The organism is Neisseria sp. S1 (genome assembly GCF_048060015.1).
In the GTDB taxonomy this organism is placed as follows: Bacteria; Pseudomonadota; Gammaproteobacteria; order Burkholderiales; family Neisseriaceae; genus Neisseria; species Neisseria arctica.
The window spans coordinates 90,507-109,445 of sequence record NZ_JBLUPI010000005.1 but is presented as its reverse complement, the minus strand read 5'-3'; the positions used below and the strand labels follow the sequence as shown (position 1 = coordinate 109,445).

The following is an 18,939-nucleotide window of genomic DNA, read 5'->3' as shown; positions in this document are numbered from 1 at the left end:
CAAGTTGTTTTTATTCTGCCGGCTGTGTGGTTTCTACTTGAACCGGTGCAGCCTGCTGCTGGCGGTTTTCATGCTGAAGGCTTACCGCTCGTGCCGGCACGATGGTAGAAATAGCATGCTTATAAACCATTTGGGTAACTGATGTGTTGCGTAATAAAACCACATATTGGTCAAAAGATTCTACTTGGCCTTGCAGTTTGATACCGTTTACCAAGTAAATCGATACCGGCACATGCTCTTTGCGCAAAGCATTCAAGAAAGGATCTTGTAACATTTGTCCTTTAGCGGTCATTTTATACTCCGTTATTATGTTTTAAAAGTTTCGGGAAATTGCCGTCTGATTGTAGCCTTGAATGCGAATTTTTACCAACACTTTTATAGTGCATTTTGCAAACATTTATGATTATCCTCAACTATAAACGAGGTTTGCAGATATGGCCGGCTAATAGGCTTATAGCACCCGGGGCGTATTTTTCCAAATACATACCACAATTTCCAAAGGCAATATGGCACTATAAAAGCCGATGGTTGACTACATTTTTTTAAATTAACGACATAAACACAGCAGTCGCTTATGTCAGAAAGCTATGCCGTCTGAAAGTTCCTGATTTCAGACGGCATAGTTAACTATTTTTTAGCCTGTAATTTTTTTATGCTGACTTTATTTTTCTTTTTAAAACGGCTCTTCTCTTCTTTACGCCCTTCACGCTTTTCGATACGGTTGCTTAAAGCCACCCGACGCAAAGGTTTTTTCTTAGGCTTATCGGCTGCTTCTTCATATGGGTTTTCCGAAACATTGTACTGAATACGCAAAGGCGTACCTTGCAGATTAAAGGCTTTACGGAAAGTCTGTGTCAGATAGCGCGTATATGCATCTGAAATATGCTGTAAAGAGTTACCGTGGACTACAATTACCGGAGGATTCATACCACCTTGGTGTGCATAGCGCATTTTCGGGCGTACCAAGCCAGCTCTCGGCGGTTGCTGGCGTTCCAGCGCACTTTGCAATACTCTGGTAATTTTCGGCGTGGGCATTTTAATCATTGCCGCATCATACGCAGCTTGAATGCTGCCGAATAGGCCGTCAATTCCCCTCTCCTTCAAAGCAGAAATATAATGGAACTTGGCAAAATCCAAGAAATACAGCTTGCGGGCAATATCACGCTTTACTTGGTTTTTCCGATCCTCATCAATATCATCCCACTTATTGACGGCAACTACCAAAGCACGCCCTGCCTCCAGCGCAAAACCGGCAATAGTCGCATCTTGGTCAGCAATGTCCTGCTGCGCATCCAGTACCAATACGGCTACATTAGCAGCTTCGATAGCTTGCATAGCCTTGATTACAGAAAACTTTTCTACTGCCTCTTCTACTTTGCCGCGACGACGAACGCCTGCCGTATCAATAATGGTAAACGGCTTTCCCTCTCGTTCAAAATCAATATGGATACTGTCACGCGTCGTACCCGCCATATCGAAAGCAATCACACGCTCTTCGCCTAAAATGGCATTTACTAAAGTCGACTTACCTACATTCGGCCTGCCAATAACGGCAAATACCGGATGCTTGGCGGCTTCAACTTCCTCTTCGACGTCAGGAAAGTGTTCTAATACATCTTCTATCAAATGATAAACACCATCTCCATGCGCCCCTGAAATCACAACAGGCTCACCTAAAGCCAGTTCATAAAACTCAGAAGCCAGCACGGCACGATTGGCCCCTTCTCCTTTGTTAACAGCTAGGAAAACCGGCCGAGGGCTTTGACGGAGGCGATCGGCAATAATTTTATCTTGCGGTGTCAGTCCGTTACGACCGTCTACCAAAAAGATAACGGCATCTGCCTCATCAATTGCCTGTAAAGTATGCTTGGCCATCTCATGCAGAATACCACTGTCAACAACCGGTTCGAAACCACCCGTATCAACAACCAAATAAGGTTTACTGCCTATACGACCATGCCCGTAATGTCGGTCGCGGGTCAAACCGGGCATGTCGGCAACCAATGCATCTTTTGTTCGGGTTAAACGGTTAAATAATGTCGATTTACCGACATTCGGACGGCCTACTAAGGCAATAGTGGGTTTCATAATATTCTCAACGTATGAATTCAGGTTAAAACACAACGGGCTTGCATGAGATGATCTCTTTGCAAGCCTGTTATGCACTCCTTTGAGCAATACACTGTCTTTACAGTAATACCACAGGAAAATTATTTAAATTGGTCAGCTTTAAGTTGCAATAATTCTCGGTTTGGAGCTTCTTTAGGCAACTTTGTTAATGCCTGTTCGTAAGCCTCCAAAGCTTCTTTATTTTTACCTTGCGCAGCATAAACATCACCTTTGGTTTCCAAAAAGAGCGATATAAACGCCTCATCCACCGGTATATTTAATGTTGCCAATGCTTCGGTATATTTTTTCTCTTGTAACTGCACAACGGCTAAACGTTGTGCGGCAATAGCTTGAACCAAAGGAGCTTTTTGATTTTTCAATACCCAATTTAAATGATTACTTGCCGCATCATAGCGGCCTTTATCAAATTCAGCGGCTGCCACCATTAGGGTTGCCTGTGCTGCCGAAATACTGGCCGGATAATTTTGCTGAAGCTGCTGTAAATCGGCATTAATGGCTTGTTCATCACCTTTATTTTGAGCTTTTTCCACCAGCCCAGCCATTACTGCCGCCGCTTCCTGATTTTGGTTAAACTGATGGCGTTGATACATTACATAGGAAAAATAAGCCAACGCAGCCAATACTAATGCTGCAAACAGCCACCGCCCCCAGCTTTTCCAAAAATATTTGAAGTTCTCAAGTTCCTCTTGATCTTGGATATGAGTTGCCATTTACGCCTGTTTCCATCCTTGTAAAGTATTAATCAAATCTGCCGAGGCAATAGTAACTTGCCCTCTTTCGCCCCGCATATCTTTTAGTGTAACGGTATCTGTAGCCAATTCATCCCCGGCTACAATTAATGCGAAACGAGTTCCGCTGGCATCCGCCTTTTTCATCTGTGCTTTCAAGCTCTGGCTTCCACAATGCTGAATTACATCAAAACCTGCAGCACGTAACTTTTGTGCATACCGCATTACTTGCAAGGCAGCACCATCACCCTGATATATGGCATAAATATCTGCTGCCGCATCTACTTGCAAACTACCAAATTCTTTCACTAGCAAAAGCAAACGTTCTACACCCATAGCGAATCCGATAGAAGGTGCAGATTTTCCGCCCAACTCTTCAATCAAACCGTCATAACGGCCGCCTCCGCATACTGTCGCTTGTGCGCCTAGTTTGTCTGTTGTCCACTCAAAAACGGTTTGGTTGTAATAATCCAAGCCTCGAACCAAACGGGGATTTTCATAATAGTCGACCCCCAAGCCGTCAAGAAATTTTTTGAAGCCTTCATAGTGCGCACGAGATGCCTCGCCTAAATAATCACTCAAGCGGGGGGCTTCATCTGCCATTTTTTGCAGCGCCGGATTTTTAGTATCCAATACGCGCAAAGGGTTTGTATACATTCTGCGTTTGCTGTCTTCATCCAGAATGGCTTCATGCTGCTCAAGATATGCTACTAACGCCTCTCTGTGGACAGACCTTTCCTCCCTGTTCCCTAAGCTGTTAATTTCCAATTTAAGTAAATCGGAAATACCAAGCTCCCACCATAAATCTGCACACATGGCGATAATCTCAGCATCAATATCAGGGCCTTCATAACCTAGGGCTTCGATACCTACCTGATGAAATTGGCGATAACGCCCTTTTTGAGGACGCTCTCGGCGGAACATCGGTCCCATATACCAAAGCTTCATAGGACCGTTATACAGCAGATTATGCTCAACGACCGCACGCAAACATGATGCCGTGCCTTCGGGGCGCAATGTCAAACTTAGCTTGTCGTTAGAATCGGAAAACGTATACATTTCCTTTCCTACAACATCAGTTTCTTCGCCTATTGAGCGGACAAACAATCCTGTTTGCTCTACGATAGGTGTACGAATTTGGTTGTAACCGTAGCGCCGTGTCCAATTATTCACGGTCATTTCGAATTTCTGCCACAAAGCAGCGGTTAATTTAAAATCTTTCTGCTCCACCGGCAGTAAATCATTCATGCCTTTTACAGCTTGGATTTTTTTTCCCATATCACACTATCTTTAATCTTTAATAAATCTATGTCTGAGGCCGTCTGAAAGCATAAACAGCTTCAGACGGCCTTCCAGTATTACATATTAAGAAGACTGAATCGGAATGACACGTTTAGTTGAGCGTTTCGCTCCGCCTTCTCCGTAATTGGTTTCCACATACTCTTGTACGATGGCTAAAAATTCTTCGGCCATATTATCGCCCTTGAGTGTAACTTTTCGCTCACCATCCACATAAACAGGGGCAACCGGGGTTTCCCCTGTACCTGGCAGGCTGATACCGATATCGGCTAATTTACTTTCACCCGGGCCGTTTACCACGCACCCCATTACAGCAACATTCAAACTTTCCACACCCGGATACTGCCAACGCCATACCGACATTTGTTCCCGTAAATAATGCTGGATGTCACGAGCCAACTCTTGGAATACCGTGCTGGTCGTGCGTCCGCAACCCGGACAGGCAGTTACCATCGGTGTAAATGAGCGCAAACCCATTGTTTGCAGAATTTCTTGCGCTACCACAACTTCTTGCGTGCGAGAGCTACCCGGTTCCGGTGTTAGCGAAATGCGGATAGTATCGCCTATGCCTTCTTGCAATAAAACCGCCAATGCCGCAGTCGAAGCAACAATACCTTTACTGCCCATACCGGCTTCAGTCAGGCCCAAGTGCAACGGGAAACGACAACGCGCCCCCAAATCACGATAAACTTGGATCAAATCCTGTACAGAGCTTACTTTACAAGACAAAATAATTTTGTTCTCAGGCAAGCCTAAATCAATGGCTTTTTGTGCCGACTCAAGCGCTGATACGATGAGTGCCTCTTTCATCACCTCATCGGGGCTTTTGGGGTTTGCCGAAGCCAAATTGGCATCCATCATTCTCTTGGCCAAACTCTGATCCAGCGAGCCCCAGTTAACCCCAATACGGACTGCTTTATTGTGTTCGGCAGCGGTACGAATCATATAAGCAAATTTCTCATCGCCTTTCGCACCTTTACCGACATTGCCTGGATTAATCCGGTATTTTGACAGAGCTTTTGCACAATCAGGAAACTCTGCAAGCAAACGCTCACCGTTAAAGTGAAAATCCCCAATTAACGGTGTTTGGCATCCCATATCATCCAAACGCTGGCGTATTTCTGCTACTTTGGAAGCAGCCTCCGGACTATTGACTGTAATACGTACCATTTCGGAACCGGCATCACTTAAAGCCTTTACTTGCTCTGCCGTACCGGCCGCATCGGCAGTATCCGTATTGGTCATCGATTGTACTACGACCGGAGATTCAGAACCTACGGTAATGTGATCAACTTCTACCTGATAAGTGGCACGGCGAGATGGCATAGTACTCATTACGGTTTACTGTCCTGCTTTGAATGAAGAAGTTTTCTTAGTCACCATATGCTGACCTACATTAATATCGTTACCGCCATAATTGGCACTTGCGCCAACTGCATAACCAATCCATACATCATAAGGCGCACCGCCTTGGAAACGGTGTTCGCTACCGGCTGGGACAATACGGTTAATAACAAATTGCCCATTTTTATCTTTAATTACCAAATTCGAACGGTAACGCACCTTTACGACCAACTCATTTGATGCAATCGTACCGACTTCGGCTACCGCTGATGCCGATGACACAGATTCAGAGGCTGCTGATGCAGTAGTTGCAGAAGCAGCTGCAGGCGCAGCTACCGAAGCACTCTCTTCACTTGCCATGGCAACTACAGAAACATTGCTAGCTTTCAGATTTGGTTCTGCAACCTCTCCTAAGCCCACTTGGCTTTCAGTAGCCTGTTTTGCACTTTCCGCCTGTGATTTGCTTTGCCATGCATAAATACCGCCGGCAATCGCCACAACTCCCAATAGACCAATAACCCATGCAGGAAAAGGCTTTTTCACAGTTGTTTGTTGATAATTCAGGCCGTCTGAATTTTTTTCACGCTGTACGGCATAAGTATTGCTGCGAGCTTGCGGCATAATGCGGTCCAGATAGCCGGCCACCTCTTGGTCATCCAACTCTAAAAACCGACCATAAGTACGCAAAAAACCTCGTACAAATACAAGTTCTGGCAAACCTTCATAATTTCCGCTCTCCAATCCTTCGATTTGGCGGGCCGGTAATTTCAGGCGCTCAGCCACTTCTCCAATTGAAAAACCACGCTTTTCACGGGCATTTTTCAATTTCTGCCCCAATTCTTGTGCCGCGTTACCCGACAGCTGTTCGTTTTGTTGTTGGTTATCAGTCATTACAAACGTCCTGTTGTAATCATTTGAAGTTCTTCGGTATAAGGATAATTCGCACGCAATTGTGCTTCGTACTCATATGCTGCTTGAATATTACCTAACGCACGGGACAGCCGCCATCCCAGCAATAAATCATCTGCCGACAACATATCCACTTTGCTTTGATATTGTCTGAAATAATAATCCGCATCGCTAAGCTGCCCTGCTAAATATTTTGTACGGGCCAATTCTTTGATTGCCGGATAAAAGCGCGGCTCAGTAGCCAATGCTCTTTCCAAATATGCCTCAGATAAAGAATATTGGCCGGTTTTAGCACTGCATATCCCTTTATTCAGGTAAGCAACATAAGGGTTGGGATAGGTTGGATCGGCAAGAGCCTTATCAAAATAAGGTATCGCTTCAGACGGCCTATTTTGCATACTGCATAAAAACCAACCATAATTGTTATTGGCTTCTGCACTATTTGGGTTTAAATCTAAAACTTTCAGAAAGCTTTCTTGAGCTTTATCAGAGACTTTTAAGTATTGATAAATTTGTGCCCGTACTAACCAAGCATTCGCATTACGGCTATCAGATGCCAAGGCCTCGTCAATACTTTTTATAGCTTGGCGGTAGTCTTGTGCCCTCATATACTCAACCGACAGCTGGGTTTTAATATTTGAAACCTGCAAAGCCCGCTCTTTAGCACTAGGCTTGGAAGAACCACTACTCGCACAAGCGCTCAAGAGTACCGCTAATAACAAAGGCTGCCAGAATTTCAATCTCATGATCTTACCCTTTTTGATCTACAATCAACTGCTGCCATTTCTGCTGCCTGCGGGTTTTATCCTGCACTTGGCCAGCCAACTGACCACAAGCGGCATCAATATCATCTCCGCGTGTTTTACGTACCGTCACCACAAAACCCGCTTGCTGCAATATATCTTTAAAAATCCGGATATTCTCATTACTGGAGCGTTCATAACCCGAATTAGGAAATGGATTAAAAGGAATTAGATTAAATTTACACGGTACATCTTTAACCAAATCAATCAACTCATAAGCATGCTTAGCTAAGTCATTTACCCCGTCAAGCATAACATATTCAAATGTAATAAAGTCACGGGGAGCTTTTACCAAATACCGTTGGCAAGCTGCCATCAATTCTTTTAAAGGGTATTTTTTATTTAGTGGAACAATAGTATCACGTACAGCATCGTTAGAAGCATGCAGAGATACAGCTAAGGCTACCGGCATCACTTCTTTCAGACGATCCATCTGAGGCACCATTCCTGAAGTGGAAACCGTTACCCTACGGCGCGAAAGCCCGTAACCATGGTCATCTAACATAATGCTTAATGCGGTGACAACGTTATCAAAATTTGCCAACGGCTCACCCATCCCCATCATGACGACATTAGAAATTACACGTTCATTTTTTGGAGTAACCCCCATAGCCTTATTGGCCCACCAAAGCTGACCGATAATTTCAGAAGCTGTCAGGTTACGGTTAAAACCTTGGCGGCCCGTCGAACAGAATGTACATTCCAATGCACAACCTACCTGAGAGGAGATACATAAAGTGCCGCGCTCGGCCTCCGGGATAAATACCGTTTCTACGCCATTTCCTGTGCCCACATCCAGCAACCATTTGCGCGTGCCGTCTGAAGATTCTTGTGACATCATTAACTCAGGCACTTGAATACAAGCTTCCGCATTTAACTTGGTACGCAGAGATTTTGCCAAATCAGTCATCTCATCAAAATCAGATGCACCCGATTGATGCATCCAACGCATAACCTGTTTAGCACGAAAAGGTTTCTCTCCCATTTGAGAGAAGTGTTCCGTCAGACCGTTTAAATCAAAATTCAGGAGATTGGTTTTCATGTAATTCTTGTAATAATTCTCGCCATATCAGTCAGGGTAAATATTGAAATATTCAATATATCGAAAATACCCGACCGCTTGACTAAAAGCAGGTATTCAGATTAAACACCACCTCACCGCATTGTACTGAATTCACAAGAAAACACCAACAAAGAAGCAAAGTGGCTTTAATTTAAAAACCTTCAGGCTGCCTTGATTAAATCAAGACAGCCTTGCAAGATATTTAAGAGCATTTAGCGTGCACAAATCTCACTTTGGCTGAAGAAGTAAGCGATTTCAATAGCTGCATTCTCCAAACTGTCTGAGCCGTGAACGGCATTCGCATCGATTGACTCTGCAAAATCAGCACGAATAGTACCGGCAGCAGCTTCTTTCGGGTTGGTTGCACCCATCAATTCACGATTTTTAGCAACAGCATTTTCACCTTCAAGCACTTGAATCATAACCGGACCACTAGTCATGAAAGCAACCAAGTCATTAAAGAAGGGGCGCTCTTTGTGTACGGCATAGAAAGCTTGAGCTTCTTTTTCACTTAAGTGTTTCATTTTTGCAGCAACAACACGCAAGCCATTCTCTTCAAAACGGCTGTAAATCTGACCGATAACATTCTTTGCTACCGCATCGGGTTTGATAATCGAAATGGTACGTTCAATCGCCATTTACCTACTCCTCAAATAAAATATGACTATTAATTAATACGGCGCTGTATTCTATCAAGATTTCTGTATTTTTTGTGAGTTGTTTGCAGATTTTTTATCCATTCCCAACGTAAGGTGCGGTAAAGACAAATACTCTTGCGACTGCATTTCTACAATCCGGCTAACCGTACGCACAAATTCATTAGCAAAATCACCTTCAACATAAATTTCTTCGGCAGCCACCTCGCTAGTTGCACACAGTTTTACTCGAAAATCGTATAAGACATCGATAAGCCAAGTAAGACGGCGAGCTTCCGCACGCTGGGATTCATCCATTTTCTCAATACCAGACAAAAATACCATTTCGTAATTCTCGGCCAGATACAGATAATCAGCCTGAGAACGAGGGCCGAAACATAATGCACGAAAGTCAAACCAAATGGCTTTTTCACTACGCGCATTACACATGATATCCCGATCAAGTATGGTCACGACATGAGGTTTTTTACTTACTCCGCCGCTTACACCTTTAAAAAGCTCAGCCAGCTTTTGCTCCGCCTCCAATGAAGCCGGCACATAAAATACCTCTGCAGGTCTTAAAGTACGTAAGCGGTAATCTTCACCCCCATCCACATTTAGTACAGTTAGTTTTTCCTCCAACAGAGCGATTGTTGGCAAGAAACTACTGCGATTTTGCCCCTGAGGATATAATTCCGAAGGTGCGTAGTTTGAAGTAGCAACCAACACTACCCCCTCATCAAATAAATTCTCTAGCAAACGGCCCAAGATCATAGCATCAGCGATATCGCTAACATGGAATTCATCAAAACACAATACTCGGGTTTCTCGTGCGATTTCCTTTGCCACCGCCTTCAAAGGATTAGGCTCGCTTTTTAACACCTTCATACGCTGGTGAACTTCTGCCATAAAAGCATGAAAATGAACTCGCCGCTTACGCCGATACGGTAGGCAGCCATAAAAAACATCCATTAAGAAACTTTTACCACGCCCTACACCTCCGTAAAAATAAAGGCCTTTAGGCAATTGTGGAGAACGTAAACTCCGTCCTAAAAAACGGTTGCGCTTACGCTTGAAAAGCATAAGCTCAGTCCACAATTTATCTAGGTGTTCTATAGCTTTGGCTTGAGCTGCATCTTTGATAAAAGCAGGTTGTTCCGAAGCAGATTGGTACCAAGTCAACGGACTGTGATTGACAAAATCCGGTGGGGTAAAACGGTTTTCATTATTATTCATATCAACCATTCGTTACAGAAATCAAATGGTCATTATAAAGTATTTCAGACGGCATGAAGTCTATTGCTTACTATTTTTTCAACAATGAAGAATTACTCTCTTTTTAATAAAATTTTCGCAATACAAAAACGCCGCATTACTGCGGCGTTTATATTACAAATTTCTTACTTACCTAAAAATGCCTGATCTACGCGTTCACGCAATTCCTTACCAGGTTTGAAATGGGGCACATACTTCTCGGGTACCTCCACTTTTTCACCTGTTTTCGGGTTACGTCCTACACGTGCCGGACGATGATTAAGGTCGAAGCTTCCGAATCCACGGATTTCAATACGTTGGCCTTTTGCCAGCGAACGGGTCATAGTATCCACTAAAACCTTTACGCTGTATTCAACATCTTTAGCCACCAATTGATTACCATTCTTCTCGGCAAATACTTCAGCCAAGCGAACCATAAGCTCGGATTTGGTCATTACCGCACCTTACTCTTGCTCGCCTGATAATTTGGCTTTCAGCAGATCACCCAAGCTGGTTGTACCAGCGTTGGCTGTAGCTGCAGAATTTACCGAATTCAGAGCGTCACGGTTTTCTTTAGCATCTTTGGCTTTTACAGACAGGCGGATGCTGCGGTTTTTGCGATCAACGGTTGCCACAACGGCTTCTACTTCATCACCCTCTTTCAGCACATTGCGCAAATCTTCAACGCGCTCACTAGACCATTCGGCAGCAGGCAGGTAACCCTCTACTTCATCGGACAAAGCGATAACCGCACCTTTGGCATCGATTGATTTAACAGTACCTTTTACCAAAGCACCTTTATCATTTACGCTGATAAAGTTACCGAAGGGATCGCCTTCCAACTGTTTGATGCCCAAAGAAATACGCTCTTTTTCGACATCGATAGCCAATACAACGGCTTCAACTTCCTCGCCTTTTTTGTACTTGCGAACAGCTTCTTCACCGGCTTCGGTCCAAGACAAATCAGAAAGGTGAACCAAGCCGTCGATACCACCAGGCAAGCCTACAAATACGCCGAAGTCAGTAATAGATTTAACGGCGCCTGAAATTTTATCGCCTTTATTATGATTCTCGGCGAAATCTTCCCACGGATTAGCTTGGCACTGTTTCATACCCAAGCTAATACGGCGGCGGTCTTCGTCGATCTCAAGAATCATCACTTCTACTTCATCACCCAGCTGAACCACTTTGCTCGGATGTACGTTTTTGTTGGTCCAATCCATTTCCGAAACGTGTACCAAACCTTCGATACCTTGTTCGATTTCAACGAATGCACCATAGTCGGTCAAGTTGGACACTTTACCAAACAGGCGGGTAGCTTGCGGGTAACGGCGAGCCAAGCCATTCCAAGGATCTTCGCCCAATTGTTTCATACCCAAAGATACGCGTTGTTTTTCTTGATCGAACTTCAGAACTTTGGCTTCTACTTCTTGGCCGACTTCCAAAACTTCGCTCGGATGTTTCACGCGGCGCCATGCCAAGTCGGTAATGTGGAGCAAGCCGTCAATGCCGCCCAAATCAACGAATGCACCGTAATCGGTAATATTTTTAACAATACCTTTAACCACTGAACCTTCTTGCAGGTTTTCCAGCAAGGCTTTACGCTCTTCACCCAAAGTAGCTTCCAAAACGGCGCGACGCGATACAACCACGTTGTTACGTTTTTTATCCAATTTGATAACTTTGAATTCGATTTCTTTGCCTTCAAAGTGTGAAGTATCTTTTACGGGGCGCACGTCAACCAAAGAACCCGGCAGGAATGCGCGGATGCTATTGATCATAACGGTCAAGCCACCTTTAACTTTGCCGTTGATAACACCAGACAGAATGTCGCCGTTTTCCATGGCCTCTTCCAGCGCAATCCAATCAGCGGCACGTTTGGCTTTTTCGCGTGACAGTTTGGTTTCACCGAAGCCGTTTTCAACAGACTCGATGGTTACTGTAACGAAGTCACCAACTTTAACTTCAATCTCGCCCTGAGCGTTTTTGAATTCGCTTACGTCAATCAGAGATTCTGATTTCAAACCGGCATTTACGGTAACGAAGTTGTTGTCGATTGCCACCACTTCGGCAGTAATCACTTCACCGGGATTCATCTCTTGAAGGGTAAAGCTTTCTTCCAATAACTGGGCAAAATTTTCCATAGTCATAATATCTCTTTTCAATACACTGCCAAGGCGTGCGGGGGTTGGTTTAACGGACGTTTACCGCCCTTGGCGCAGCAAACGGTACTTCTTAAAGCTTTTCAGACGGCCTTGCGAAACAAATTAAGGCCGTCTGAACGGATAACGGTAAATTATACATTAATTTTTATTTTTCACCATACCAATCAAGTACTTTTTTTACAGACTCTTCAATAGTCAAATTTGATGTATCCAAAAGTTTAGCATCCGGCAACTGCACCAATGGTGCTACCGGACGTCGGCGGTCGGCCTCGTCCCGCGCCTCTATATCAGATAGAATACGGTCAAAATCCGAACCAGAAATAGGCAGCCCCAATTGTTTCGCCCGACGCTCGGCTCTAACTTGGGGACTAGCCGTCAGAAAAATTTTCAATACTGCATTTGGAAAAATAACCGAACCCATATCACGGCCATCGCCTACCAAACCTTTTTCAGTAAGAAAATCACGTTGACGCTGAAGCAAAGCCTCTCGCACAGGCGGCAACGAAGCGACTGCCGATGCACCCATACCGATATTTTCAAGGCGGATTGCCTTAGAAACATCTTCACCCGCCAGTCTCACAATTTGCCCATCAAATTCTATCGGTAAGTCTTTAGCCAGCTTTGCCACTTCTTCGGCATCATTCCAATCTACGTTTTTCTTTTGAGCATATAATGCCGTCAAACGATATAGTGCACCCGAATCCAAATAATCGAACCCGAGAGCAGCTGCCACACGCGAAGCAACAGTTCCTTTGCCTGAAGCACTGGGGCCATCGATGGCGATAACGTTTTGAATTAAATCCATGCAGTTTCTCTATATTCTATTGGCACAATTCTTGGCATAATAACAAAATTACACTATTTGCTCCATCTTCGTATTTTCTTAAATTTTACCGATTTAGAAAGCTGTTATGACCGAATGCATCCACCTGCCTGCCGCCATCTTAAAACCTTCTACCGTTGCACTTCCCGGCTCGAAAAGTATCAGCAACCGGACTTTATTATTAGCGGCACTATCCGATAATATTTGTGAAATCCACTCCCTACTCAAATCAGATGATACGGATCGAATGCTTGAGGCTCTGGCTGCATTAGGGGTAAAAATCGATTTTTTAGAAGCAGGCCGTCTGAAAATACACGGCTGCGGAGGTTCATTCCCCAACCGTAGCGCCGATTTGTTTCTAGGCAATGCAGGTACGGCTTTCCGCCCGCTAACAGCCGTATTAGCAATATTGGGCGGCGATTATCATTTGCACGGTGTTCCGCGCATGCATGAACGGCCAATCGGAGACTTAGTTGATGCCTTACGTATCACAGGAGCAGATGTCCGCTATTTAGGTAATGAAAACTATCCGCCGCTACAAATTAACGAACGTTCAGATAACAGCACCCGGATTATTCCGATTAAAGGGAATGTATCCAGCCAATTTCTTACCGCTCTTCTGATGGCTCTGCCGCTCACGGGCGAAACATTTGAAATCGAGGTGGTAGGCGAGCTGATTTCCAAACCTTATATTGATATTACCTTAAAATTAATGGCTCAATTTGGTATTCATATTGAGAACCAAGAATATCGCCGTTTTAAAATTCCGGCCAACAGCCGCTACCATGCGCCGGATGTTGTACATGTAGAAGGTGACGCTTCCAGTGCTTCGTATTTTCTGGCCGCAGGCTTAATATCCGGTACGCCAATACGTGTAACAGGGATAGGGAAAAACAGTATCCAAGGCGACATAGCTTTTGCTCTCGAATTGGAAAAGATCGGCGCCACTGTTAATTGGGGGGATAATTTTATCGAAGTTTCACGTCCTATCAACACCCCAGTAAAAGCCTTCGATTTGGATGCAAACCATATTCCCGACGCAGCAATGACCTTGGCAATTGTTGCCCTGGCAAGCGGAGCACCTTGCACATTACGCAATATCGGAAGCTGGCGGGTAAAAGAAACCGACCGTATTACGGCTATGGCTACGGAATTGAGAAAAGTCGGCGCTACCGTATCAGAAGAACCTGAAGCCATCCACATTATCCCACCGGCACAATTAGTTGCCGATGCTGAAATCGATACATATGACGACCACCGTATGGCTATGTGTTTTTCTTTAGTATCACTTTTAGGCGTACCGATCATCATTAATGATCCGAAGTGCACGCACAAAACCTTCCCCACTTATTTCGAAGTATTCAACTCACTAACCGCCGCCTGAAAAATATAACTAGGCATATTCAACAATCTATATATACAAAAAACGGTTCTTTAAAAAGAACCGTTTTTTGTATTTCTAGTATCTAATGCTTTAATGGCGTTCAACCGCCAAAGCGATACCCATTCCACCACCGACACACAGGGTAGCTAAACCCTTTTGCGCATCACGACGTTTCATTTCATGCAGCAAGGTTACTAAAATACGGCAACCCGACGCACCTATCGGATGACCAATCGCAATCGCGCCACCGTTTACATTAGTTTTCCGAAGATTCAGGCCAAGCTCCTTGGCAACACCCAAAGCTTGCGCGGCAAATGCTTCGTTTGCCTCAATTAAATCCACCTCCTCAAGCTGCCAACCTGCTTTTTCTAATGTTTTCCGTACTGCCGCTACTGGCCCCAACCCCATTACTTCAGGTGAAATTCCTGTTGCCGCATACGCCTTAATCCAAGCCAAGGGCCGTATGCCTAATTCCTTCACTTTTTCGGCGCTCATCAATAAAACCGCTGCTGCCCCATCATTCAAGCCAGAAGCATTAGCTGCCGTTACCGTGCCATCACTTTTAAATGCCGGGCGCAATTTTGCCATGGCAGCCGCATCAGCATCAGGTTTGATATATTCATCTTCCTCAAATAATAAAGGTTCTCCTTTGCGCTGCGGTATTGAAACAGGCACAATCTCATCTTTAAATTTTCCGGCTGCCTGGGCAGCTGCCGCACGCTTTTGGGATTCCAACGCAAAACCATCTTGCTCTTCACGACTGATATTTAATTTTTCGGCAATATTTTCAGCCGTTATTCCCATATGATAACCGTGATAAGCATCGGTAAGGCCGTCTGAAACCATGCTATCGACCAAAGTGCCGTTACCCATTTTTTGTCCGCCCCGCAAACCGTTTAAATAATGCGGTGCCAGCGACATTGACTCTTGGCCGCCGGCAACAACAATCTGCGCTTCCCCGCTAACGATGCTCTGTACTGCCAAATGTACCGCCCGCAAGCCCGAACCACATACGACATTCAAGGTTTCAGCCGGTACTTCAACCGGCAAGCCCGCTGCCAATGCAGCCTGCCTTGCCGGATTTTGCCCTACACCAGCAGTTAGCACATTTCCCATAATTACTTGATCCACCAAAGCCGGTTCTATTCCTACTTCATCCAAAACCGCCTTAATAACTAGTGCTCCCAACTCCGGCGCGCCGATATTGCGAAGGCTTCCCAGAAAACTGCCGACAGCCGTACGTTTCGCAGCGACAATAGCAACATGTGTCATAGCCGTTCCCTCATTATCATTTCGAGTAAATACCCGATTTCAAACATAAAAATAAACCATACAATAACGGATAAATCATTACCTTGCCAATCACACCATCACTATTTTTCAAAAATACTTCCCACGTGGTCTGTAACTTTTTCTGTATTCAACAATATTTTTCAGACGGCCTGATAAAACAGGAAGCCAATATCAACCAATTGAAATGATTTTATTAATAAAATTTTTCAAAAATATCCCATTGTTAATATTTTGGTAGCTATAAACGCAAAAAAAGCGGAACGGTATCGCCCGCTCCGCCATACTTAATTAATATCGGTTCATCTGGAAAATCATTCGATACGGGTACCGACACGGCTCATATCACCAAAATTCATCCAAATGAAAAATGCTTTACCAACAATCAAATTATCATTCACAAATCCCCAATAACGACTATCCTCGCTATTGTCCCGATTATCACCCAACATAAAGTAATGTCCTTCAGGCACAGTACAGCGGAACCACGAACCATCTTCGGCATACTCACACTGATTTCTGAAAGCAAAATCTTCACGTACTCCTTGAGGTAAAAAGCTTGGTACTTGAGCCATCTTTAATATTTCAAACTGATGGCTACCAATGCTTTCCTGAAAAGCATCCGCACTGATTTCTACCATGCCCTGCCTGGTTTTTTCTGCATAGCTGCGGGTTCCGATAACCTTATCCTCAACCGCTTGGCCATTAATACTCAAAACTTTATTTTTGTATTCGACTACATCACCAGGTATACCGACCGCACGTTTGATGTAGTTCATCTTAGTATCTTCCGGGTAACTAAATACTACGACATCACCACGCTCTACATCACCTACCGGCACAATAACATTATTGGCAATCGGCAAGCGTATACCGTAAGAAAATTTGTTTACCAAAATAAAGTCGCCCACTACCAAACCCGGACGCATGGAGCTAGAAGGAATTTGGAACGGCTCAGCCACGAACGTACGCAATACAAACACAATCAGGATAATCGGAAAAAAACCGCTCATATAATCGGTAAAATGATTACTGTCGGTATGCTTCGGATTACGCTGCAGCCCCTTATGTACGAACCAAATAATACCGGTGAACAACACAAAAATCAGCAATACGGCGGTAAAACTCATGACTGATGACAATAGGCCGAACACACCCACCATCATCAACAAATAACCCCACTGAAGTGCGCCACTCCATTCTCCGTTCGCCTCACGTTGCTTGCTACTGGCGAAAAATAAAATCAACCCCACAACAAACGCGGCGACGGCAGCCATGATCAATGTCGTACTCATCATTTATTTATCCCCAACCTGTAAAATAGCTAAGAATGCGGACTGCGGGATCTCCACATTGCCAACTTGTTTCATACGGCGTTTACCGGCCTTTTGTTTCTCCAACAGTTTTTTCTTACGCGTAATGTCACCGCCGTAACATTTTGCCAATACGTTTTTACGCAGTGCTTTAACGTTTTCACGGGCGATAATCTGGCTCCCGATGGCAGCCTGAACGGCAATATCAAACATTTGGCGCGGAATCAACTCGCGCATTTTCGCAGCCAACTCACGACCACGGTGTACAGCGCTTTGACGGTGCACAATCAAACTCAGCGCATCTACTTTTTCACCGTTCACCATAATGTCCAACTTAATCAGATCAGACGGCTGGAATTCTTTAAATTTGTAATCCAAAGAAGCATAACCGCGCGAAGTAGATTTCAGCTTATCGAAAAAGTCCATAACCACTTCGTTCATCGGCAAATCGTAAGTCAGCATTACCTGACGGCCCAAATACTGCATATTTACCTGTACGCCGCGCTTTTGGTTGCACAACGTCATCACGTTGCCGACATACTCTTGCGGAACTAAAATAGTAGCAGTGATTACCGGCTCGAAAATCGTTTCGATGCTGCCGATATCCGGTAGCTTCGAAGGGTTTTCCACTTCGATTTTTTCACCATTTTTCATCAATACTTCATAGACTACCGTAGGGGCGGTAGTAATCAAATCCATATCGAATTCACGCTCCAACCGCTCCTGTACAATTTCCAAATGCAGCAGGCCGAGGAAACCGCAGCGGAAACCGAAACCCAACGCCTGCGAAACTTCAGGTTCGAATTTTAACGAAGCATCGTTAAGCTGGAGTTTCTCCAAAGCATCACGCAATGCTTCGTAATCGTGACTCTCCACCGGATACAAGCCCGCGAATACTTGTGATTGTACCTCCTGAAAACCAGGTAACGGTTCTGCCGCAGGATTGGCTACGGCTGTAACAGTATCACCCACTTTCGCAGAACCCAGCTCTTTGATACCTGTAATCAAAAAGCCCACCTCGCCGGCCTTCAGTTCCGATTTAGCCACTGATTTAGGTGTAAAGATACCCAATTGTTCTACTTGAGTTTCCGCCTTCGTGCTCATAAAACGGACTTTATCTTTTAGTTTCAACGTACCGTTTTTAATGCGAATAAGCATCACCACGCCCACATAGTTATCAAACCAAGAATCGATAATCATGGCTTGAAGCGGCGCATTTTCATCCCCTTCGGGAGGAGGAACTTTTTTAACGATTTCTTCAAGTACGTCCTCCACGCCCAAACCGCTCTTAGCCGAGCAGGTGACGGCGCCCACGGCATCGATACCGATAATATCTTCGATTTCCTGAGACACACGGTCGGGATCGGCTGCCGGTAAGTCGATTTTATTTAAAACAGGAACCACTTCCACACCCAAATCAATAGCGGTATAGCAATTAGCAACCGTTTGCGCCTCTACCCCTTGGGATGCATCCACAACCAATAAAGCACCCTCACACGCAGAAAGGGAGCGGGATACCTCGTATGAAAAGTCAACGTGTCCGGGAGTGTCAATCAGATTAAGCTGATAGGTTTGGCCGTCACGTGCTTTATAATTTAGGGCTGCGGTTTGCGCTTTAATGGTAATGCCCCGCTCTTTTTCGATATCCATCGAATCCAGCACCTGGGTACTCATTTCACGCAAATCCAAGCCGCCGCAATATTGGATAAAGCGGTCTGCCAAAGTAGACTTACCATGGTCGATATGAGCAATAATTGAGAAATTACGGATATTTTTCATGTATTTATTTCTAACCGTTA

General features: G+C 44.6%; 17 protein-coding genes. 1 reads left to right on the top strand and 16 read right to left on the bottom strand.

Annotation, left to right across the window (positions count from 1 at the left end; all coding sequences use genetic code 11):
- Window positions 1-10 precede the first annotated feature (10 nt).
- From hfq to cmk, 13 genes are all read right to left on the bottom strand, one after another.
- Window positions 11-292 (bottom strand): RNA chaperone Hfq, encoded by a 282-nt coding sequence (gene hfq / locus ACEPPX_RS05230; RefSeq protein WP_047761652.1) that lies wholly within the window; start codon window positions 290-292, stop codon window positions 11-13.
- A 335-nt stretch (window positions 293-627) separates the two neighbouring features.
- A complete protein-coding gene (der, locus tag ACEPPX_RS05225; protein WP_416623213.1) occupies window positions 628-2,088 on the bottom strand; it encodes a ribosome biogenesis GTPase Der in 1,461 nt (486 codons plus the stop codon).
- A 122-nt stretch (window positions 2,089-2,210) separates the two neighbouring features.
- On the bottom strand, window positions 2,211-2,840 hold the full coding sequence (locus ACEPPX_RS05220; protein ID WP_416623212.1) for a YfgM family protein: 630 nt from the start codon (window positions 2,838-2,840) through the stop codon (window positions 2,211-2,213).
- Complete coding sequence (gene hisS / locus ACEPPX_RS05215) at window positions 2,841-4,136, bottom strand: histidine--tRNA ligase (protein ID WP_416623211.1); 1,296 nt, start codon at window positions 4,134-4,136, stop codon at window positions 2,841-2,843.
- Window positions 4,137-4,223: 87 nt separating this feature from the next.
- Window positions 4,224-5,492 carry a flavodoxin-dependent (E)-4-hydroxy-3-methylbut-2-enyl-diphosphate synthase gene (ispG, locus tag ACEPPX_RS05210; protein ID WP_047761648.1) on the bottom strand — a complete coding sequence of 423 codons (1,269 nt, stop codon included), beginning with the start codon at window positions 5,490-5,492 and terminating at the stop codon, window positions 4,224-4,226.
- A 6-nt stretch (window positions 5,493-5,498) separates the two neighbouring features.
- Window positions 5,499-6,392: a RodZ domain-containing protein gene (locus ACEPPX_RS05205; RefSeq protein ID WP_416623210.1), complete on the bottom strand. Its 894-nt coding sequence runs from the start codon at window positions 6,390-6,392 to the stop codon at window positions 5,499-5,501.
- Window positions 6,392-7,156: a type IV pilus biogenesis/stability protein PilW gene (gene pilW, locus ACEPPX_RS05200; RefSeq protein ID WP_416623209.1), complete on the bottom strand. Its 765-nt coding sequence runs from the start codon at window positions 7,154-7,156 to the stop codon at window positions 6,392-6,394. Before pilW ends, ACEPPX_RS05205 begins: the two co-directional genes overlap by 1 nt.
- 4 nt (window positions 7,157-7,160) lie before the next feature.
- On the bottom strand, window positions 7,161-8,255 hold the full coding sequence (rlmN, locus tag ACEPPX_RS05195) for a 23S rRNA (adenine(2503)-C(2))-methyltransferase RlmN (protein WP_416623208.1): 1,095 nt from the start codon (window positions 8,253-8,255) through the stop codon (window positions 7,161-7,163).
- 233 nt (window positions 8,256-8,488) lie between these two features.
- Window positions 8,489-8,914: a nucleoside-diphosphate kinase gene (gene ndk / locus ACEPPX_RS05190; RefSeq protein WP_416623207.1), complete on the bottom strand. Its 426-nt coding sequence runs from the start codon at window positions 8,912-8,914 to the stop codon at window positions 8,489-8,491.
- Window positions 8,915-8,968: 54 nt separating this feature from the next.
- Window positions 8,969-10,147 (bottom strand): cell division protein ZapE, encoded by a 1,179-nt coding sequence (gene zapE, locus ACEPPX_RS05185; protein WP_416623206.1) that lies wholly within the window; start codon window positions 10,145-10,147, stop codon window positions 8,969-8,971.
- A 164-nt stretch (window positions 10,148-10,311) separates the two neighbouring features.
- Window positions 10,312-10,620: an integration host factor subunit beta gene (locus ACEPPX_RS05180; protein WP_047761642.1), complete on the bottom strand. Its 309-nt coding sequence runs from the start codon at window positions 10,618-10,620 to the stop codon at window positions 10,312-10,314.
- Window positions 10,621-10,629: 9 nt separating this feature from the next.
- Window positions 10,630-12,315, bottom strand: coding sequence for a 30S ribosomal protein S1 (rpsA, locus tag ACEPPX_RS05175; protein ID WP_416623205.1), 1,686 nt, complete (start codon window positions 12,313-12,315; stop codon window positions 10,630-10,632).
- Between the two features lie 160 nt (window positions 12,316-12,475).
- Window positions 12,476-13,135, bottom strand: coding sequence for a (d)CMP kinase (gene cmk / locus ACEPPX_RS05170; protein WP_047761641.1), 660 nt, complete (start codon window positions 13,133-13,135; stop codon window positions 12,476-12,478).
- A gap of 106 nt (window positions 13,136-13,241) precedes the next feature.
- On the opposite strand from cmk, the gene aroA reads away from it, so the two are divergent.
- Window positions 13,242-14,537: a 3-phosphoshikimate 1-carboxyvinyltransferase gene (aroA, locus tag ACEPPX_RS05165; protein WP_416623204.1), complete on the top strand. Its 1,296-nt coding sequence runs from the start codon at window positions 13,242-13,244 to the stop codon at window positions 14,535-14,537.
- Window positions 14,538-14,627: 90 nt separating this feature from the next.
- On the opposite strand, the gene ACEPPX_RS05160 is transcribed toward aroA, so the two are convergent.
- The 3 genes from ACEPPX_RS05160 to lepA form a co-directional block, all read right to left on the bottom strand.
- Window positions 14,628-15,809, bottom strand: coding sequence for an acetyl-CoA C-acetyltransferase (locus ACEPPX_RS05160; RefSeq protein WP_416623203.1), 1,182 nt, complete (start codon window positions 15,807-15,809; stop codon window positions 14,628-14,630).
- A gap of 332 nt (window positions 15,810-16,141) precedes the next feature.
- On the bottom strand, window positions 16,142-17,122 hold the full coding sequence (gene lepB, locus ACEPPX_RS05155; RefSeq protein WP_416623263.1) for a signal peptidase I: 981 nt from the start codon (window positions 17,120-17,122) through the stop codon (window positions 16,142-16,144).
- Window positions 17,123-17,125: 3 nt separating this feature from the next.
- Window positions 17,126-18,919, bottom strand: a complete 1,794-nt coding sequence (gene lepA, locus ACEPPX_RS05150) for a translation elongation factor 4 (RefSeq protein ID WP_416623202.1) — start codon at window positions 18,917-18,919, stop codon at window positions 17,126-17,128.
- Window positions 18,920-18,939: the final 20 nt, after the last annotated feature.